Source organism: Nocardia puris (assembly GCF_003315035.1).
GTDB lineage: Bacteria > Actinomycetota > Actinomycetes > Mycobacteriales > Mycobacteriaceae > Nocardia > Nocardia puris.
On the sequence record NZ_QNRE01000004.1, the window covers coordinates 516478 to 533008 of the forward strand.

12 protein-coding genes are annotated in these 16531 nt (G+C 69.3%); 5 read left to right on the forward strand and 7 right to left on the reverse strand.

The window, feature by feature from the left end:
- Positions 1-278 precede the first annotated feature (278 nt).
- From DFR74_RS35975 to DFR74_RS15445, 6 genes are read right to left on the reverse strand one after another with little or no spacing between them, the layout of a single operon-like run.
- A complete protein-coding gene (locus DFR74_RS35975; RefSeq protein WP_067509796.1) occupies positions 279-1163 on the reverse strand; it encodes a hypothetical protein in 885 nt (294 codons plus the stop codon).
- Positions 1160-2842, reverse strand: coding sequence for an ABC transporter family substrate-binding protein (locus DFR74_RS15425; RefSeq protein WP_067509794.1), 1683 nt, complete (start codon positions 2840-2842; stop codon positions 1160-1162). The genes DFR74_RS35975 and DFR74_RS15425 overlap by 4 nt, the downstream gene beginning before the upstream one ends.
- Positions 2839-4515 (reverse strand): ABC transporter family substrate-binding protein, encoded by a 1677-nt coding sequence (locus DFR74_RS15430; RefSeq protein ID WP_067509792.1) that lies wholly within the window; start codon positions 4513-4515, stop codon positions 2839-2841. Before DFR74_RS15430 ends, DFR74_RS15425 begins: the two co-directional genes overlap by 4 nt.
- Before the next feature lie 10 nt (positions 4516-4525).
- A complete protein-coding gene (locus DFR74_RS15435; RefSeq protein ID WP_067509790.1) occupies positions 4526-6373 on the reverse strand; it encodes an ABC transporter ATP-binding protein in 1848 nt (615 codons plus the stop codon).
- On the reverse strand, positions 6370-7290 hold the full coding sequence (locus tag DFR74_RS15440) for an ABC transporter permease (protein ID WP_067509787.1): 921 nt from the start codon (positions 7288-7290) through the stop codon (positions 6370-6372). Before DFR74_RS15440 ends, DFR74_RS15435 begins: the two co-directional genes overlap by 4 nt.
- Positions 7287-8264, reverse strand: a complete 978-nt coding sequence (locus tag DFR74_RS15445; protein ID WP_067509785.1) for an ABC transporter permease — start codon at positions 8262-8264, stop codon at positions 7287-7289. The genes DFR74_RS15440 and DFR74_RS15445 overlap by 4 nt, the downstream gene beginning before the upstream one ends.
- Positions 8265-8463: 199 nt before the next feature.
- Between DFR74_RS15445 and DFR74_RS15450 the strand changes: the two genes are divergently transcribed.
- The gene (locus tag DFR74_RS15450; protein WP_067509783.1) at positions 8464-9264 is read left to right on the forward strand and encodes a Cof-type HAD-IIB family hydrolase; all 801 of its coding nucleotides are present in this window, start codon (positions 8464-8466) and stop codon (positions 9262-9264) included.
- Positions 9265-9316: 52 nt separating this feature from the next.
- Positions 9317-9730, forward strand: a complete 414-nt coding sequence (locus tag DFR74_RS15455; protein ID WP_067509781.1) for a hypothetical protein — start codon at positions 9317-9319, stop codon at positions 9728-9730.
- A gap of 12 nt (positions 9731-9742) precedes the next feature.
- Here the strand turns inward: DFR74_RS15455 and DFR74_RS15460 are convergent, their stop codons facing one another.
- Positions 9743-12112 (reverse strand): N-acetylmuramoyl-L-alanine amidase, encoded by a 2370-nt coding sequence (locus DFR74_RS15460; protein WP_084537743.1) that lies wholly within the window; start codon positions 12110-12112, stop codon positions 9743-9745.
- Positions 12113-12378: 266 nt separating this feature from the next.
- Here DFR74_RS15460 and DFR74_RS15465 point away from each other — a divergent pair, with 266 nt between their 5' ends.
- From DFR74_RS15465 to DFR74_RS15475, 3 genes are all read left to right on the forward strand, one after another.
- Complete coding sequence (locus DFR74_RS15465; RefSeq protein ID WP_113975118.1) at positions 12379-13776, forward strand: SpoIID/LytB domain-containing protein; 1398 nt, start codon at positions 12379-12381, stop codon at positions 13774-13776.
- Between the two features lie 448 nt (positions 13777-14224).
- Positions 14225-15016, forward strand: coding sequence for a MerR family transcriptional regulator (locus DFR74_RS15470; RefSeq protein ID WP_067509779.1), 792 nt, complete (start codon positions 14225-14227; stop codon positions 15014-15016).
- A 201-nt stretch (positions 15017-15217) separates the two neighbouring features.
- Positions 15218-16279: a hypothetical protein gene (locus DFR74_RS15475; protein WP_113975119.1), complete on the forward strand. Its 1062-nt coding sequence runs from the start codon at positions 15218-15220 to the stop codon at positions 16277-16279.
- The last annotated feature ends 252 nt before the right edge of the window (positions 16280-16531 follow it).

Genomic DNA, 16531 nt, shown 5'->3' on the forward strand with positions numbered 1-16531 from the left:
AACTTTCGAAGCCGTTGTCCTCGATCCAGGGATTGCGGACAACACAAAGCCCCGGCGACATGATCGAAGTCAGCGGCCCACCGGGGCTATTCGTCCTTGCGGCTGAAGAACATCGGCGAGGGATCGCAACCTGCCCTCGGCGCCGAGCATGTACCGGAGCTCAGGGAAGTGCGGCGTCAGGTCGCCGAACGCCGGGAAGCCCGAGGGGGAGTTGGTTCTTCGACCGGTGAATCGGCCGGTGGTGACCGCGGGTGGTCCGGGGACGAGCGGGTGCTGCGCTAGCTCGGGTCGGACCCGCGGATGGCGGGGAGCCAGGTGGCCGTCGCGAAGGCGACAGTGAGGGCGGCGGTGAAGGTCCAGAGGGTGCCGCCGTCGAGGTAGATCCAGAGGAGGGCGGCGAAGGGGGCGGCTACGGCGGGTTGGGCGTCGAGGAGGAGGCGGCGGGGGAGGCGGGTGGTGGTCGCGGTGAGGGTGGGGGCGTCGGGGGTGGGGCGGGTCGGGTTGTCGATGAGGCGGCCGGGGGGTTCGGTGGTGCGGGCGCGGCCGGAGGGGTAGAGGCGGAGGGATTCGGTGTGGAGGGAATGGGTTGTGGCGGTGGCGTTTTGGGGGGTGAGAGTTAGGAGAGCCGGGTCGAAGTAGACCGGGAGCCAGTGGGTGGGTTGGCCGGGGGTGGTGACTTCGAGCCAGGTGCGGCTGGTGAGGCGGTGCTGTTGGCGGATGCGGGTGATGTGGACGGTGGCGCCGGTGGGTATCCGCTGGGGGTGCTTCCCGGGGACGGGTGCGGCTCCGGCGGCGGTGCCGGGGCTCGGTTCGGGGTCGCCCCCACGCCCGCGTCCGGCCCCCGTCGCCGACGTGGTGCTAGTGCCGACGGTGTCGCGCGCGGTGGTGCCGCCAGGTACCCTCTCGGAGCCGCCCGCATCCGAGTCGCGGCGCCCCGAACCGGTTGCGCTACCGCTGGATTCCCCCACCGGCAACCCATTCGACAACACCCCCAGAGCCCGGCACACGCGAAAACCCGTGTACCCCACGATCGCCAGGGCGACGGTCGAGATGGCCGCCCCCTGGTCGATCGTGGCGAACGGGATCCAGGCCGCGCACACCGCGAGCGCACCCGCTGTCACCGCGAGGGGATAGGACAGCGGGTGGCCCGCGCGTGGGCTCACGGCAGGAAGCCGACCTTGGTCGGATCGACCGACGCCAAGCCGAACGCGCCGTAGTTGGCGAGCTTGTCGCGGGTCGCGACGGTGCCGGCCGACTGGGTGATGGGCAGCGAGTGACCGAGTTCGAAGATCATCTTGTCGGCCTCGTTGGCCAGTTCGACGGCGCGATCCGGGTCGAGCTCGGAGATGGTCTCCTCGATGAGCGCGTTGAGTTCGGGGCTGCCGATGCGGCCCTTGTTGCTCAGCGGGTTGGCCGGGTCGTAGGAGTAGATCTGCGGCAGCGAGCCGAGCGGGAAGATGCTGCCGCCCCAGGTGAACTGGCAGATCTCGAAGTTGCCCGGGTCGATGACGTCGGTGAACAGCCCGTTGCCGGGGAAGGTCTGGATCTCCATCTTCACGCCGACGGCGGCGAGGTTCTGCTGCGCGATCTGCGCGACCTGCACCCAAGTGGCCTGCTGGAACATCACATTGCGCAGCACCAGCTGGCGCCCGTCCTTCTCCCGCACGTCACCGTTGAGCGTCCAGCCCAGTTCGTCGAGCATGCGGGCCGCCTCGGCGGGGTCGTAGGCGACGACTCCGGAGTTGTCCTGGTAGCCCTTCTGCCCGTGCAGGAAGACGTGGTTGTTCAGCGGCTTCGGATTCGTGACGACGCCGTTCTGGATGGCCGTCGCGATGCCCTGCCGGTCGATCGCCTTCGAGATCGCGATCCGCAGCTGCGGGTCCTCGAGCAGCGAGCCGGGCGCGCCGTTGAAGGTGAAGTGCGAGAAGCTCGGGCCGGGCGCGCGGCGCACCACGATGCCGGGCGAGTTCGAGGCGGTGGTCACCTCGTCGATGCCGGAGACCGTCGCCGCGTCGAGTTCGTTGTTCTGGAGCGCGCCGATGCGGGCGGAGTAGTCGAGCACCGAGTAGGTGATGTTCTCCAGCTTCGGGGTGTCGCCCCACCACTGCGGGTTGCGCCCCAGCGTGATGCGCTGCTGCGCGCGGTCGATGTTCGTGATGATGAACGGCCCGGACGAGACCGGCAGCTCGTTGCGGGCCCAATCGTTCAACGCCTGGGGCGATTCGGTGGCGGCCTTCGGGTACAGGGGGTTGAACATGCCCTGCCACTCGGCGTAGGGCTGGGCCATCGTCACGATGACCTGCCGATCGTCGACGCCGCGCTCGACCTTCTCGATCCGGCTGTAGCCCTGCGTCGCGCGCACCTGGAATTCGAGGTCGCGCCCGCTCAGCGCGTTCGCCTGGGACGCGAAGTCCTCCCAGGTGATCGGCGTGCCGTCGGTCCAGATGGCCTCGGGGTTGATCGTGTAGGTGATCTGCTGCGGGTCGGTGCCGGTGAGCTGGACGTCGGTGAAGAAGTTCTTGTCGACCGTCAGGTTGCCCGCCGCGTCGGAGTTGATCGTTCCGGGCAGCGTCCAGCCCACGACTTCCGAGGAGTCGCCGTCGGCGTCGACGTGCAGGGTGTTGTAGGTGGCGGGGAACGAGGTCAGCGCCAGCCGCAGATTCCCCCCGTCCCGCAGCTCGCTCACATCCCGGGGGTTGATGTCGTTGGTGTCGCCGATCGACGCGTCCCCGGTCTCGAGGTTCGAATCCCCGCCACAGCCGGACAGGATCAACGCGAGGGCGACGGCGGGCGCGGCCACGCGCAGGCCGAACCGGCGCGGGCGAGATAACGTAGCGGTCATTGCACGAATCCGATCTTGGTGTAGTCGTAGGTCGCCAGGCCCGGCGAACCGAAGTTGGCCAGGTCCGAGCGCACCCCCCAGCTGCCGTCCGACTGGGTGAGCGGCAGGGAATGGCCCATCTCGAACACCGTGCGGTCCACCTCGTTGGCCATCTCGATGGCCTTGTCCGGGTCGAGTTCGCGCAGGGTGCGGTCGATGAGGTCGTTGAGTTCGGGCGAGCCGATCCGGCCGTAGTTGCCCTGCAGATCGTCGGGGTCGTAGTAGTAGATCTGCCGCATGCTGCTCAACGAGAACGCGTCACCGGCGAAGATGAACTGCGCGGCGTCGAAGTCGCCGGGCTGGATCACGTCGGTGAAGAATCCCGCGGCGGGTTTGGTGTCGATGGTGAGGCCGACGCCGATCCGGGCCAGGTTCTGCTGGATGATCTGCGCGATCTGCACCCACAGCGGGTCGTTGTACATGACGTCGCGGATGATCAGCTTGCGGCCGTCCTTCTCGCGCACGTCACCGTTGAGCTTCCAGCCGAGCGCGTCGAGTTCGCGCGCCGCGGCGTCCGGGTCGAACGGCAGGCTGTTGTCCTGATAGCCCTTCTGGCCCTGGAGGTAGAGGTGGTTGTTCAGCGGTCGCGGGTTCTCGACCAGCCCCGCCTGGGTGGCGGCCGCGATGCCCTGCCGGTCGATGGCCTTCGAGATCGCCACGCGCACACCCTGTTCGGCGAGGATGGAGCCGGGCGCGCCGTTGAAGGTGATGTGGCGCCAGCGGTTGCCGGGCGCGCGGCGCACCTCGATGCCCGGGGTGTTGCGCACGTTCTGCACATCGTCGATCGAGGCGAGCGAGATGGCGTCGATCTCGTTATTGCGCAGCCCGCCCACCCAGGCGCTGCGGTCGAGCACCGTGTACGTGATGGTGTCGAGCTTCGGGCGCTCACCCCACCAGTTCGGGTTGCGGCCCAGCACGATTCGGCTCTGCCCGCGATCGGCGGACTGGATCTGGAACGGCCCGGCCGTGGGTCCCATCGCGTCGCGCAGGCCCTCGTTGAACGACTCCGGCGTGGCCGTCACCGATTTCGGGAACAGCGAGGAGTTGCCGGAGAACTGTCCGCGCCATTCGGCGAACGGGTGGCTGAAGGTGAGCACGGCCTGGCGGTCGTCGACGCCGCGCTCGACCTTCTCCACAAACTCGAAGCCGTTGGTGATGGCGATGAAGAACGACTTGTCGCGTCCGCTCAGCGCGTTGGCTTGGGAGGCGATGTCTTCCCAGGTGATCGGATTCCCGTCCGACCACGTGGCTTTCGGGTTGATGGTGTAGGTGACCTGTTGCGGGTTGGTGTTCGTCAGCTCGACCGAGGTGAAATAGTCCTGGTTGACCGTCAGTTCGCCCGCCGCGTCCACGATGAACGAGCGCGGCATCATGGGCCGCTGGATATCGGCGATCTCGCCCTCGTTGCCGTCGTTGGACAGCGTGTTCCAGTTGGCGGGGTAGGAGGTGACAGCCAGCCGCAGGTTGCCGCCCTCGCGAATCTCCTCGCGCGGGCGCGGATTGATGTCGCTGGTGGTGCCCAGCTCGCCGGACAAGCCCTCCGCGGACGGATCGTCGGCGCTACAGCCCGCCGCCACCAGTCCGGCCGCGACCAGACAGACCGCCCACCGTATACCGCTGGATCGCCACCGCATCCTGCCCTCCTTATCCGCTGACGACCGGTAGGGGTACCGCGTCGATCAGCCTGCGGGTGTACTCGTGTTCCGGATCGGCGAAAATCCGCTCGGCCGGTCCGGATTCGACGATCTTGCCCCGGTACATGACGGCGATGTCGTGGGCCAGGTTGCGCACCACCGACAGATCGTGGGAGACGAACAGATACGACAGGCCGCGCTCGGTCTGCAAGTCGCGCAACAGGTTCAGCACGCCCGCCTGGATGGACACGTCCAGCGAGGACACGGGCTCGTCGAGCACCAGCAGCTGCGGGTCCAGCGCCAGCGCCCGCGCGATGCTGATGCGCTGCTTCTGGCCGCCGGAGAAGTCGGCCGGGTAGCGGTCGGCGTGCTCGGGGCGCAGGCCGACCAGTTCCAGCAGTTCGGGGACGCGGCGGCTGATCTCGGCGCGCGGGCGGCCGTCGATGCGCATCGGCTCGGCGAGCGCGTCGAAGATCGGCAGGCGCGGGTCCAGGGACGCGGTCGGGTCCTGGAACACGATCTGCATCTTCCGCCGGATCTCGCGCTTGTCGGCCTTGGTGAGCGCGGCGACATCGCGGCCCATGATCTCGATTGTGCCCGACTGCGGCGCCACGAGGTCCATGATCTGGGTGAGCGTGGTCGACTTGCCGGAACCGGATTCGCCGACCAGCGCCAGCGTGCGCCCGGACCGCACCTCGAAGCTGATGCCGTCGACCGCGCGCACCTCGCCGCGGCGGCGCTGGAACACCACGCCCGAGGTGATCGGGAACGTCTTGACCAGGTCGGTCACCCGCAGCACCACATCGGGATGGGTCTCGAGCTCGGCGCGCGGCTCCTCGATCTCGGCGCGGTAGGCGGCGAACAGGCCCGCGCTGTCCACCTCGGCGGTGCGGATGCAGGCCGCGGCGTGGCCGGGCGAGGTCATCTCGAGCGGCGGTTCGGCGGCGGCGCAGTCATCGATCGCGATCGGGCAGCGCGGGGTGAACGAGCAACCGCGCGGCAGTTTGTGCATGGCGGGCGGCGCGCCGGTGATCGGGATGAGCGGGGAGCGCGCGGGCCTGTCCATGCGCGGGATGGAGCCGAGCAGCCCCACCGTGTACGGCATCCGCGGCTCGTTGAAAAGGGCTGCGGCGCCCGCGGATTCGACGATGCGCCCGGCGTACATGACGGCGACGCGGTCGGCGAGCGTGGCGGCGATGCCCATGTCGTGGGTGATCATCACGACCCCGGCGCCGGTGATGTCGCGCGCCTTGCGCAGCAGGTTCAGGATCTGCTTCTGCACCGTCACGTCCAGCGCCGTGGTGGGCTCGTCGCAAATGATGAGCGCGGGATCGTTGGCGATGGCCATGGCGATCACCACGCGCTGGCGCATACCGCCGGAGAATTCGTGCGGGAACGCCTTCGCCCGCATCTCGGCGTCGTCGATGCCGACCAGCTCGAGCAGTTCGACGGCCCGCTCGGCCGCCTCCTTCTTGCCCATCGACTTGTGCGCGAGCAGAGCCTCGGCGATCTGATCGCCCACCCGGTACACCGGCGTGAGCGCCGAGAGCGGGTCCTGGAATACCATGCTCAGCGAGCTGCCGCGCAGTTTGGACATCTCGCGGTCGCTGATGCCGAGCAGTTCGCGGCCGCGCAGCCGGATCGAGCCCGTGATGCGCGCCTGCTCGGGCAGCAGACCCATCACCGCCAGCGACGACACCGATTTGCCCGAACCGGATTCGCCGACGATGGCCAGCACCTCGCCGTCGGCGACGGTGTAGTTCACCCCGCGCACGGCGTCGATGCGGCCCTCCTCACTGGGGAACGTGACGCGCAGATCGGCGACTTCGAGCAGGGGGGCGGTGGAGCCCGAGGTCATTCGTCGGCCCCTTTCTTACGCGAGCGGGCCCGTTTGGCGCTGGGGTCGAACGCGTCGCGCAGACCGTCGCCCACCAGGTTCGCCGAGAGCACCGTGATGATCAGCAGGCCGCCGGCGAACATGTACAGCCACGGGTAGGTGAGCGCGGACGCGGTGCCCGCGGCGATCAGCGAACCGAGCGACACGTCCGGCGGCTGCACGCCGAATCCCAGGTAGCTGAGCCCGGTTTCGGCCATGATCGCCGCGCCGACCGCCAGCGTGGTGTCGATGATCAGGATGGACGCGATATTCGGCACGATGTGGCTGACGATCACCGTGCGCGTCGGCGCGCCCATGTAGCGGGCGGCCCGCACGAATTCCCGTTCCCGCAGGCTCAGCGTGAGCCCGCGCACCAGGCGCGCGCTGATCATCCAGCTGAATACCGACAGCAGCACGATCAGCAGCAGGATCGACCCGCTGCCCTTGGTGCGCGGCGCGAACAGCGCGATGATGATGAAGCTCGGCACCACCAGCAGCAGATCCACCAGCCACATCAGCGCCCGGTCGGTCCAGCCGCCGAGCAGGCCGGCCAGGGTGCCCACCGCGGCCGCGATGAGGGTGGAGAACACCGCCACGCACAGGCCGATGATCAGCGATTTCTGGAGTCCGCGCAGGGTCTGGGCGAGTACGTCCTGGCCGATGGCGGTGGTGCCGAACGGGTGGTCCAGGCTGGGCGGCTTGCGCAGCGCCGTGTAGTCGAGTTCCTGGTAGTCCCAGGGCAGGAACGGCGGCAGCGCGAAGCTCAGCACGAACATCAGCGCCAGCACGATCAGCCCGGCCACCGCGGGCTTGTTGCGCAGGAACCGGCGCAGGATCAGCTTGCGCCTGCCCATCGCGACCTCGGGCGCACCCTGGATGATGATCTCGGTCTCGGTCATCGGACACGCACCCTCGGGTCGAGCAAGGCGTAGACGACATCGGACAGCAGACCCGCGATCAGCACCATCAACCCGGCGAACGCGGTGATGGTGACGACCGGGTACAGGTCCTGGGCGTTGATGGAATCGAGCAGCCACTCACCGACGCCGTGCCAGCCGAAGATCTTCTCGGTGAACGTGGCCCCCGTGATGATGCCCGCCAGGCTGTAGGCGAACAGGGTGGCCATCGGGATCAGCGCGGTGCGCAGGCCGTGTTTGTAGAGCGCGCGGTTGCGGGTGAGGCCCTTCGCGCGGGCCGTGCGAATGAAATCGCTGCTCAGCACGTCGAGCATGGCGTTGCGCTGGTAGCGGCTGTAGCCGGCGATGCCGCCGAGCGCCAGCGCGGTGGTGGGCAGCACCAGGTGCTGGAGCCGGTCGAGCAATTGCGGCCAGAAGCCCTCGATCGCGGTCGCCGAGGTCTCCCCGGTGTAGAGGAAGATCTGCGCGCCGGTGAGCGAGTTGATCTCGAGTGCACCGTATTTCAGCAGGTTCGCGAGCAGGAATATCGGGGTGCTCAGAATCAGCAGGGAGAAAACCGTTGTGAAGTAGTCGCTGAATTTGTATTGGCGTATCGCGCCCGCCGCGCCGATCAGCACACCCAGCACGGTGCCCATGATCGAGCCGAGGATGAGCAGGCGCAGACTCGTCGCGACCCGGCGCGGCAATTCCTCGCTCACCGGCTGCCCGGCCAGCGTGGTGCCGAAATCCCCGCTCGGGATGCCCTTCAGCCAGGTGAGGTAGCGCTCCGGAATCGGATCGTTGAGATGTAATTCCTCGGCCTTCGCGTCGATCACCGACTGCGGTGGGCGGGGATTGCGCTGTTCCAGACTGTCCAGCGGGCGGAATGTCAACGACGCGAGACTGAACGTCAGAAACGAGGCCAGCAGCAACAGCACGACATAATTGAGCGCGCGTCGTAGCAGGAAGCCGGTCATCAGTCCTCTGGTTCTGCGGCTGGGCGGGCCAGCGGGGCGAGTGTTAGCACATGATCTTAAGGACGGTGCCCCGGACGCGCGTGCCATGTGGGCCCACGGCATGTCCGCGAAACCCCCGCGCCGGTGGTCCGCGACCGCGCCGAGACGCTTTTCCGGCAGGATGGAATAGGTGACTCGCCTGCACCTCCCCAAGCCGAAGATGGTGGCCACCGACGTGGACGGCACCCTCATCGATCACGACGAACGCGTGACGCCGCGCACCAGGGCCACGGTCGGGGCGCTCATCGCCGACGGTGTGCCGTTCGTGCTCGCCACCGGACGCCCACCGCGCTGGATCGATCCCGTGGTGGACGGGCTCGGGTACGCGCCGCTGTGTGTCTGCGGGAACGGCGCGGTGATCTACGACAGCGCCACCGATCGCGTGCTGGCCAGCCACACTCTCGACGTCGAGACGCTGAGCTGGATGGCCGACCTCGCCGAACGGGCGCTGCCCGGCTGCGGCCTGGCCGCCGAACGCGTCGGCGCCAGCGCGCACGACGCCGTGACGCCGCAGTTCGTGAGTTCCCCGCTCTACGAACACGCCTGGCTCAACCCCGACGACACCGCCGTCGCCCGCGACGAGGTGATCGACACGCCCGCCATCAAGATGCTCATCCGGCTGCGCGGCGCGCCCAGCGGCGAGATGCGCGACGTGCTCGCGCCCCTGATCGGCGATCGCGCCGACATCACCTACTCCACCGACCACGGCCTCATCGAGCTGTCCGCCCCCGGCGTGACCAAGGCGTCGGGTCTCGCCTCGGTCGCGCAGCGCCTGGGCGTGGAACATCCGGCGATCATCGCGTTCGGCGACATGCCCAACGACGTGCCCATGCTGAGCATGGCCGGACACGGCGTGGCGATGGCGAACGCGCATCCGGAGGCGTTGGCGGTGGCGGATGAGGTGACGGCGACCAACGCGGAGGACGGGGTGGCGCGGGTGCTGGAACGGTGGTGGACCTGAGCGGATTTCGCTCGAAGGGCGACATCGCGCCGGGTCACCTAGGGTTCTGAGCATGAGCGCCATGGCGAATCCACCCGTTGCGGCCTGGCGGGATCGCGTCGCGCGGGTGCTGCTCGTGCTCGGCGCCGTCGCCGCGCTGGCGGGCGCGGCGTCGATGATTCCGGATTACACCGCGTTGGCGGGCGCCGAGGTCGAGCGGGTGTGGCGATCGTTCGGGCTGGTCGTCTTCGCGGGGTTGTTCCTGCTGCTGGCGTGGCGGCCGCGGGGGTTGCCCGGTGTGTGGGAGCTGGTGATCTTTCACAAGGCCGCGCTGACCGTCGCCGGCGTGGTCTGGTTGTCGGGTGAGGTGGACGGTGCCGGCGAGCTGGTGGTGAGCGACGGGGTGCTCACGGCCGTGCTGGTGGGGTGCTATCTGCTGACCGAGGGCTGGACCGCGTGGCGGCCCAGCCCTCCTGCCGAGGTGTGATCTCCGGAACGGTCAGCCGGCCGGGGCTGGTTCGGGAGGGGTTGCGGGAGCGGGGGTTTCGGCCGGCGGCGGAGCGGAGACCTCGGTGCCCTCGTCGCGGCCCATTTCCTGCTGGTAGGTCTCGTTGTAGGTCTTCCAAACCGTGGTGACGATGCCGGTGATCTGGTTGAGGATCAGCGAGCCGTACTGGAAGTCGGCGCGCAGGCCGTCGGGCACGGGGTAGGCGTCGGTGAGGGGGAGACCGAGGATGCCCGCGTCGGCGCCGAGTTGCAGGAAGCGGTCCAGGATCTCGCCCAGCACCTCCACCACCTCGCCGTCGGGCGTGGTGTACACGTAGCCGTTGACGAACTTCGCGTACTGCGCGCCCTGCGCGGCGGGCAGCACCTCGGAATCGGCCTGGCCGAGCGGGCCGTCGGGACCGCCCGACGCGGCGTAGTGCTTGGCGATCAGGTTGTCGTTCACCATCGTCAGCAGCTTCGCGGTGAGCGCCGCCAGCGTCGCCAGATCCGACTGGGTCCGTTTGCGCGGTGGCTGCTGCTGATTCGGGCTCGGTCCCCCGCCGCTCGCCGCGATATCGCGGATGCGATCCATCGCCGCGTAGCCGGCGTCGCCGGGGCAGCTGGTGTTGCCGACGTCGCGGTGCGCGAACACGATCGGCAACCGCACCGCCTCACCCTGGCGGTACGGGGTGAACTCGGTGCCCTCGGAGTACATCGTCGTGTAACCCTTGGGGTCCAGGCCGGCGATCTTGGTGCGCCAGCCGACGAACCGGCCGACCGCGTTGATCGCCGCGTCCGAGGGCGCCTCCGACTCGTGGTTGCCCATGAGCGCCACGCCCGAGGTGTTCTCGTTGAACCCGCCCGCGTGCGCGCCCTGCACCGGGCGATCCAAGCCGCCCTTGCGGCCCTCGAACACCTGGCCGTACTTGTCGACCAGCGCGTTGTAGCCGATGTCGCACCAGCCCAGCGTGCGCGAGTGATAGGTGTAAATGGCGCGGACGATGCCCGCCGACTCGGATTTCGAGTAGTCGTTGCGGCCCGCCGTGTGATGCACGGTGACGCCGCCGAGCGCGTCGTCGTAGGTCGGTTCGGCGCAGCGGATCGACTCGTCGGCGCCCCACTGCGCGCGGGTGATCACGTTCGGGCCGCCGCCGGGCAGCGCGGCGGCCACCTCGGAGAGCGCGCCGTCGATCGCGCCGCGGCCCGGATCGATGAGCACGGCGGTGAGCGGATCGGCCTGCATAGGATCACCCATCGGCGCGGCGGCGGGTGTGGGCTCCCACGGCGCGGATGGCGGTGCGGCGGCGGGGTTTCCGGCGGCCCGGTCGCGGGTGACGAGGATCTGCACCGCCGTGGTGTTGCCGACGTAGATCGGTTCGGTGCCCGCCGTGCCGCCGGCCGGGGTGGCGTCGTCGCGGCGGGTGTCGATCGGTTCGGTCTCGTACCACGGGCCCCAGGTGCCGTCGGGCTGTTTGGCGCGCACCATCGCCTTGGTGCCCGCCAGATCGGCGGCGGTGAGCGCCACGACGCTGAACGGCGTATCACGCGACAGCTCCTTGACCTGCGCGCCGACCTGATCCACCAGATCCGCGGGCACGGCGCCGGGAGCGAGGGCGGGCGTGTCGGGGGTGGTGCCCTCCGGCAGCTGCGCCGGGTCGGCGATGAAGCGGATGGGCTGGGGGACGGGGCTGGGAGTGGCGGGAGCCGGGATCGACTGGGTCGCGGGGGTGTTCGGGGTGGTGGGTGCGGGGGTTGCGGGTGCGGCACCGGCTGGCGGCTGGGAGTCGGGTGCCGTGTTCGCGGGTGCGGAGTCGGGCGCGCTGCCGGGGGCCGGAGCGCCGTCGGGTGCGTGTGGGTTGGGGGTCGCGCCGTCGGGTGAGGGAGCCGCACCGTTGGGGGACTGCGGGTTCGAGCCCGCCGGCGACTGCGAGCCGGGGTTCGACGCACCGGGAGCGCCCGCGTTCGGCGCTCCGGGCGACACGCCGGGCGCGGGTGTCGGAATTGCGGTGCCCGGGGTGGGTGTGGGGATCGCAGCGCCCGGTGCGGGGGTCGGGGTCGCGGCGGGCGCCTGGGTTTCGGGGGCGAAGCGCGGGAGCGGAATCTCCTTGGGTAGCTGCACCCCCGGTGGTAGGGGTAAGCCTTCCGGAATCGGGATGGAGGCGGGCAACGGGAGCATCCGCAGATCGGAAAGGCGCAGGTCGGGCAGGTCGAGGCCGGTCAATTCGCGCAGCGGCAAGGTGATCTCGGGCGCCTGCGTGAGCATCACCTCGGCCAGCTGGGCGGGCACCGCGGCCACATCGGTGTCGTTGGCTTGGCGGTAGTCGGCCGAATCGCCCGGGACCAGTGCCGCGAGGGGAGCCGCCACCGCCAGCGTGGTCACCATCGGGAGCACGTATGAACGTTTCGGTTTGCGGTGCGGCACGAGCGTCTCCAATCAGGTCGAACCGGTGATCAGGCGCGGTGTTCAGGGCCTTGCTTCCTGATGCATCAACCATCACACTAGTTCACTAATGTCACATATCTAAACCTCTTGTTGAGGATTAGGATCATGTGATTGCTCGAATGTAGCTCTCGGAATGCGACCGGAATGGAAACGACATGCCGACAACCGCGACGTGATCCGGTCCCGACGACCCGTGGGAGTACCCGATGCGCAATAGAATCCGACCAGGTCCGCTACCGTTTCACGCACTGCTGGCCGCGGGCGGCGCAGCGGTGCTCACCGGCACGATGGTGACCGTGGGGGCGTACACGACAGGGGGGTCGACACCCGGCGACACGCCGTATCGGGAACTCGCCGGACCCGGCCACGGACGTGGCATGAGCCAGCACGGCGCCTTCGACAACGCCCAGCAGGGCTGGCTCGCCGAACGAATCCTCGAGCACTACTACCCCGGCGCGACGCTCGGCACCGTCCCGCCGACCGTGCTCGCCGTCCGGCTCCAAGGTATGGACAACGGCTCCCTCGACGCCTTCGCCGACGCGGGCATCCGCGTGGCGGGCCGTGAACTCGAACCCGGCCAGGTCGCCCACCTCACCCCGCTGCCCGACGGCGGCGCGAACGTGGTGGTCACCGTCGGATGCGACGGTGAAGTCCTGTGGCAATCGGCCACCTCCGATCCCTGGGTCTATCCGCTGGATCCGAATCCGGGGCGGCCCGCCGCCGAACACCTGAAATTGTGCGGCGGCCCCAGTTATCGTGGTGCGTTGGGCGTGGCCAGCGAAAATGGTGAATCGCGCGTGGTGAACCGGGTGGACGTCGAGGATTATCTGCTCGGTGTCGTGCCCGCGGAAATGCAGGCCAACTGGGCGGACAAAGGCGCGGCGGAAGCATTGCGCGCCCAAGCCATCGCCGCGCGCTCGTACGCATTGTCCGAAACCCGCTATCCCTATGCCGGGACCTGCGATTCCACCGACTGCCAGGTGTATCCCGGTACCGCCAAAGAGGATCCGCGCGCCGCGGCGGCGGTCGCGTCCACGGCCGGGACGGTGCTCCTGCGCGACGGACGGATCCTGCGCTCGGAGTACTCCTCGGCACCCGACGGGGGTGAGCCCGCCGACATCCAGACCTTCGAGGTGGGGCCGATGCCCTCCGAACTCGAGGTCGCGCGCCCGCCCGCCGACCCGCGCACCCGCACCTCGACCACCGAGACGATCATCGACGCCGAATACCGCCGCACCGGCGGTGAGGACGGTCCGCTCGGCGCGCCGCTCGGGCCGGAGTGGGTGCTGCCGTTGAACTCCGGGACCTACCGGCTGTTCACCAACGGCGTGATCATCGCGACACCGACGCTAGGGCCGCAGGTCATCGACTTCGACACGCTGCTGGATCTGATCCCGGACCCCGACGAGCGGCCGTCGATTCCGGAGAACATGCCGGAGTCGGGCGCGGTGCCGCCCGGGTCGGACACGTCGCCGGGGCAGAACGCCGTTCCCGGTTCGGAGTCCACGACCGGTCCGGATGTGGCCCCGGGCGCGGAGTCCGTTCCGCTGGGACCCGAGCACGTCGTGCCGGGTGAACCCTCGGAACCGGTTTCCTCCGAATAGTTTCCGCTCGCGCGCGGCTTCCCGGTCTCGGCTGGGGGGCCGCGTCGCTCTTTTCGGGGTGACGGGACCGGGTTCGAACGGGCCGCCCACGTACCCCGGGGACCCGAGGCTGCCGAGCAGCGGCGACGCGGGCGAGAGCGTAGGTTCGAGGTGACAGGTGCGAAGCACGCGCCGGACGACTCGTGGCACCTTCCGCTCCGCAGCCGCATGCCGGGTAGTCGTGTGTGCTGCGGGCTAACCGTGACGCGCGCTGTCCGCCCACGGCCGGGTTCCAGAGCGGTGATGCGACCGGGGTCCCGGACGTTGTGGGTCGGCCCGGCTCGGGCCCGGTAGCTCGAGTCGGTTCGCGGACTGTCTCGGCGCGCTCGTGCCGCCCTCCGCGAAGCCCCTGGACAATCAGGGTTGACCTTGACGCTACGTCAACTTGCAGACTGGTTTCACCGACGAGATGAAGGAGACCCGGATCGTGGGAACGGGTACCCGGACCGGCGAATGGTCCATCCAGGATCTGGCCAGGGCGGCCGGTACCACCAGCCGAACGCTGCGCCACTACGGGCAGCTGGGGCTGTTACCGCCCAGCCGGATCGGCCCCAACGGGTATCGCTACTACGACCAGGACTCCCTCGTGCGGCTGCAACGAATCCTGTTGCTGCGGGAACTCGGCCTCGGCCTGCCGGTCATCGCCGAGGTCCTCGCGGGGGAGCAGGACGCGGCCGCCGCGCTGCGCACGCACCTGGACCTGCTGCGGCAGGAACAGGACCGGATCCGGCGGCAGATCGACTCGGTGACGGCCACGCTGGACAAGACGGAAAGAGGTGAAAATCTCGTGGCAGCAGAAGTTTTCGACGGGTTCGACCACACGCGCTACAAGGATGAGGTCATCGAACGCTGGGGCAAGGACGCCTACGAGAGCGGCGACCGCTGGTGGCGCTCGCTCAGCGACGAGGAGAAGAAGCAGTTCCAGCAAACCCAGGCCGATATCGCCGCCGACTACGGCCGCGCGTTCACCGCGGGGCTGGCGCCCGACAGCGACGAGGTGCAGGCCATCACCGCCCGCCACAAGGACTGGGTCGGTGTCGGCTGGCAGGGGCGTGAGGTGGTGGCGGACTACTTCATCAACCTCGGCCAGATGTACGTCGACGACCCGCGCTTCACGGTGCACTACGACAAGCACGCCGAAGGCACCGCCGCCTTCGTCCGTGACGCGATGAAGATCTACGCCGAGGCCAACCTCCGCTAGGTCGAAGCACGAACGCCCGCACGCCCATCCGCGTGCGGGCGTTCCGCGTGCGGGCGAGGGCGAGGTTCTTTCCCCCGGCGCGGGGTCTGTTGCGCCGAGTGGGAATCGCGCGATTGTTCCCGCGCAGGTGAGTGTGGGGGCACGGTTGGGCATACTCGACCATCGGGAGTGACGATCGCGCGGTGGAGGAGGGTGGACCGGATGGTCGACATGAGTGTGGGGGTGTCGCGTGAGAGGCCGGGGACCACCGCGGCGAACGTGACGATCGGGCTGGCGGCGCTCGGCGCGCTCGCCAATCTGGTGGGCGCGCTGGTGGTGGGCGTGGGAGTCCTGCGGCACGCCGCTCGCTACGACAACTCCCTCGCCGGCATCACCGTGCTCGGCGGAGTGCTGCTCGCGTTCGCCCTCGGCTACGGCGCGCTGCTGGTCTACCGCCGTGACGAGGCCGGGCGATTCGCGATCCTGCTCGCGGCGGGAGTGTGGACGGCCGTCGGCGCGGTCGGCCTGTTCGGCGCGCTGATCGGGTACGAATCAGACTACGGCGTCCGCTGGCCCGGCTCGAGCGGATACTCCGCCGACATCGCCACCTCCACGACGGGCTTGCCCGGTGCGATCACCGCCTTGGTGCACAACGATGTGCTGCCCAACCTCACCGGACTCGTGCTGCCCGTGCTGATCCTCGTCGCGGCCGGGATCCATGCGACCGCACTGTGGTTCGAGGACGATCCCGCGCTGGCCGCGCGACGGCGGGCGCTCGCCGCGCAGTACTCGCCGGACCAACCCCGGCCGAGCGGCGGCACCGCCATCGCGGCGGGAGTGCTCGCGGTGCTGGGCTGCCTGGCCAACGCTCTGGTCGGGGCCGGCTTCTTGATCCTCGCGCTCGCCGGTGCCGACGGGATACACCTGCGTTCGACCTACATCGTCGATTCCGACGTCTACCAGCTGGTTTTCAGCGCCTCCAGCGTCCTCGTGGCGATAGTGCTCGGCGTCGGCGGCGCGTTTCTGCTGATGCGCAGAAAGGTGGGCCGCGTCCTGGTCATCCTCGGCTGTGTGGGCGCGCTCCTGCCCAGCTCGGTCACCACGGTGATCGATGTGATCCAGCGTGGTGAACTGGGCTCGATCTCGGCGGCCACCGCCCTGGCCGCCCTCCTGTTCGCCCTCGGCTTCCCCGTTCTCACCCTCTACCTCGCCGCCCACCGCAACACCCGCCGCTGGCTCACGGCGCCCGCGCAGCCGTCAGGGGCCGAACTGCAAGGAACCTGAGCCGGCTCCCGGGGCCCGCCTCGGGCACGTCGCTCCACCCATCTCCGGCTTTCCCCCACCGACACTTTCGTGCTGGTGATGCTGCGGTCCACCCTGGGGTGAACGCGCGCACCGCGCCGGCTCCCGAGTAGGTGGTCGGCGTGGGCCGACGACGTCGACCTGGGCGGGGGTGCGCGGCCGGGCCGTGGTGGGCAGGTCAGCGAGGTGGGCGCAGGCACCAGAGCGCCGGGGACGCGAGGGAGGTTTCGGTCG

Excerpts from the sequence above, each read along its gene's own strand:
- DFR74_RS15465 (WP_113975118.1), top strand. The coding sequence starts at position 12,379 with ATGCGCAATAGAATCCGACCAGGTCCGCTACCGTTTCACGCACTGCTG.
- DFR74_RS15470 (WP_067509779.1), top strand. The coding sequence starts at position 14,225 with ATGAAGGAGACCCGGATCGTGGGAACGGGTACCCGGACCGGCGAATGG.
- DFR74_RS15440 (WP_067509787.1), bottom strand. The coding sequence starts at position 7,290 with ATGACCGAGACCGAGATCATCATCCAGGGTGCGCCCGAGGTCGCGATG.
- DFR74_RS15445 (WP_067509785.1), bottom strand. The coding sequence starts at position 8,264 with ATGACCGGCTTCCTGCTACGACGCGCGCTCAATTATGTCGTGCTGTTG.
- DFR74_RS15450 (WP_067509783.1), top strand. The coding sequence starts at position 8,464 with ATGGTGGCCACCGACGTGGACGGCACCCTCATCGATCACGACGAACGC.
- DFR74_RS15435 (WP_067509790.1), bottom strand. The coding sequence starts at position 6,373 with ATGACCTCGGGCTCCACCGCCCCCCTGCTCGAAGTCGCCGATCTGCGC.
- DFR74_RS15460 (WP_084537743.1), bottom strand. The coding sequence starts at position 12,112 with ATGGTGACCACGCTGGCGGTGGCGGCTCCCCTCGCGGCACTGGTCCCG.
- DFR74_RS15425 (WP_067509794.1), bottom strand. The coding sequence starts at position 2,842 with ATGACCGCTACGTTATCTCGCCCGCGCCGGTTCGGCCTGCGCGTGGCC.
- DFR74_RS15455 (WP_067509781.1), top strand. The coding sequence starts at position 9,317 with ATGAGCGCCATGGCGAATCCACCCGTTGCGGCCTGGCGGGATCGCGTC.
- DFR74_RS15475 (WP_113975119.1), top strand. The coding sequence starts at position 15,218 with ATGGTCGACATGAGTGTGGGGGTGTCGCGTGAGAGGCCGGGGACCACC.
- DFR74_RS15430 (WP_067509792.1), bottom strand. The coding sequence starts at position 4,515 with ATGCGGTGGCGATCCAGCGGTATACGGTGGGCGGTCTGTCTGGTCGCG.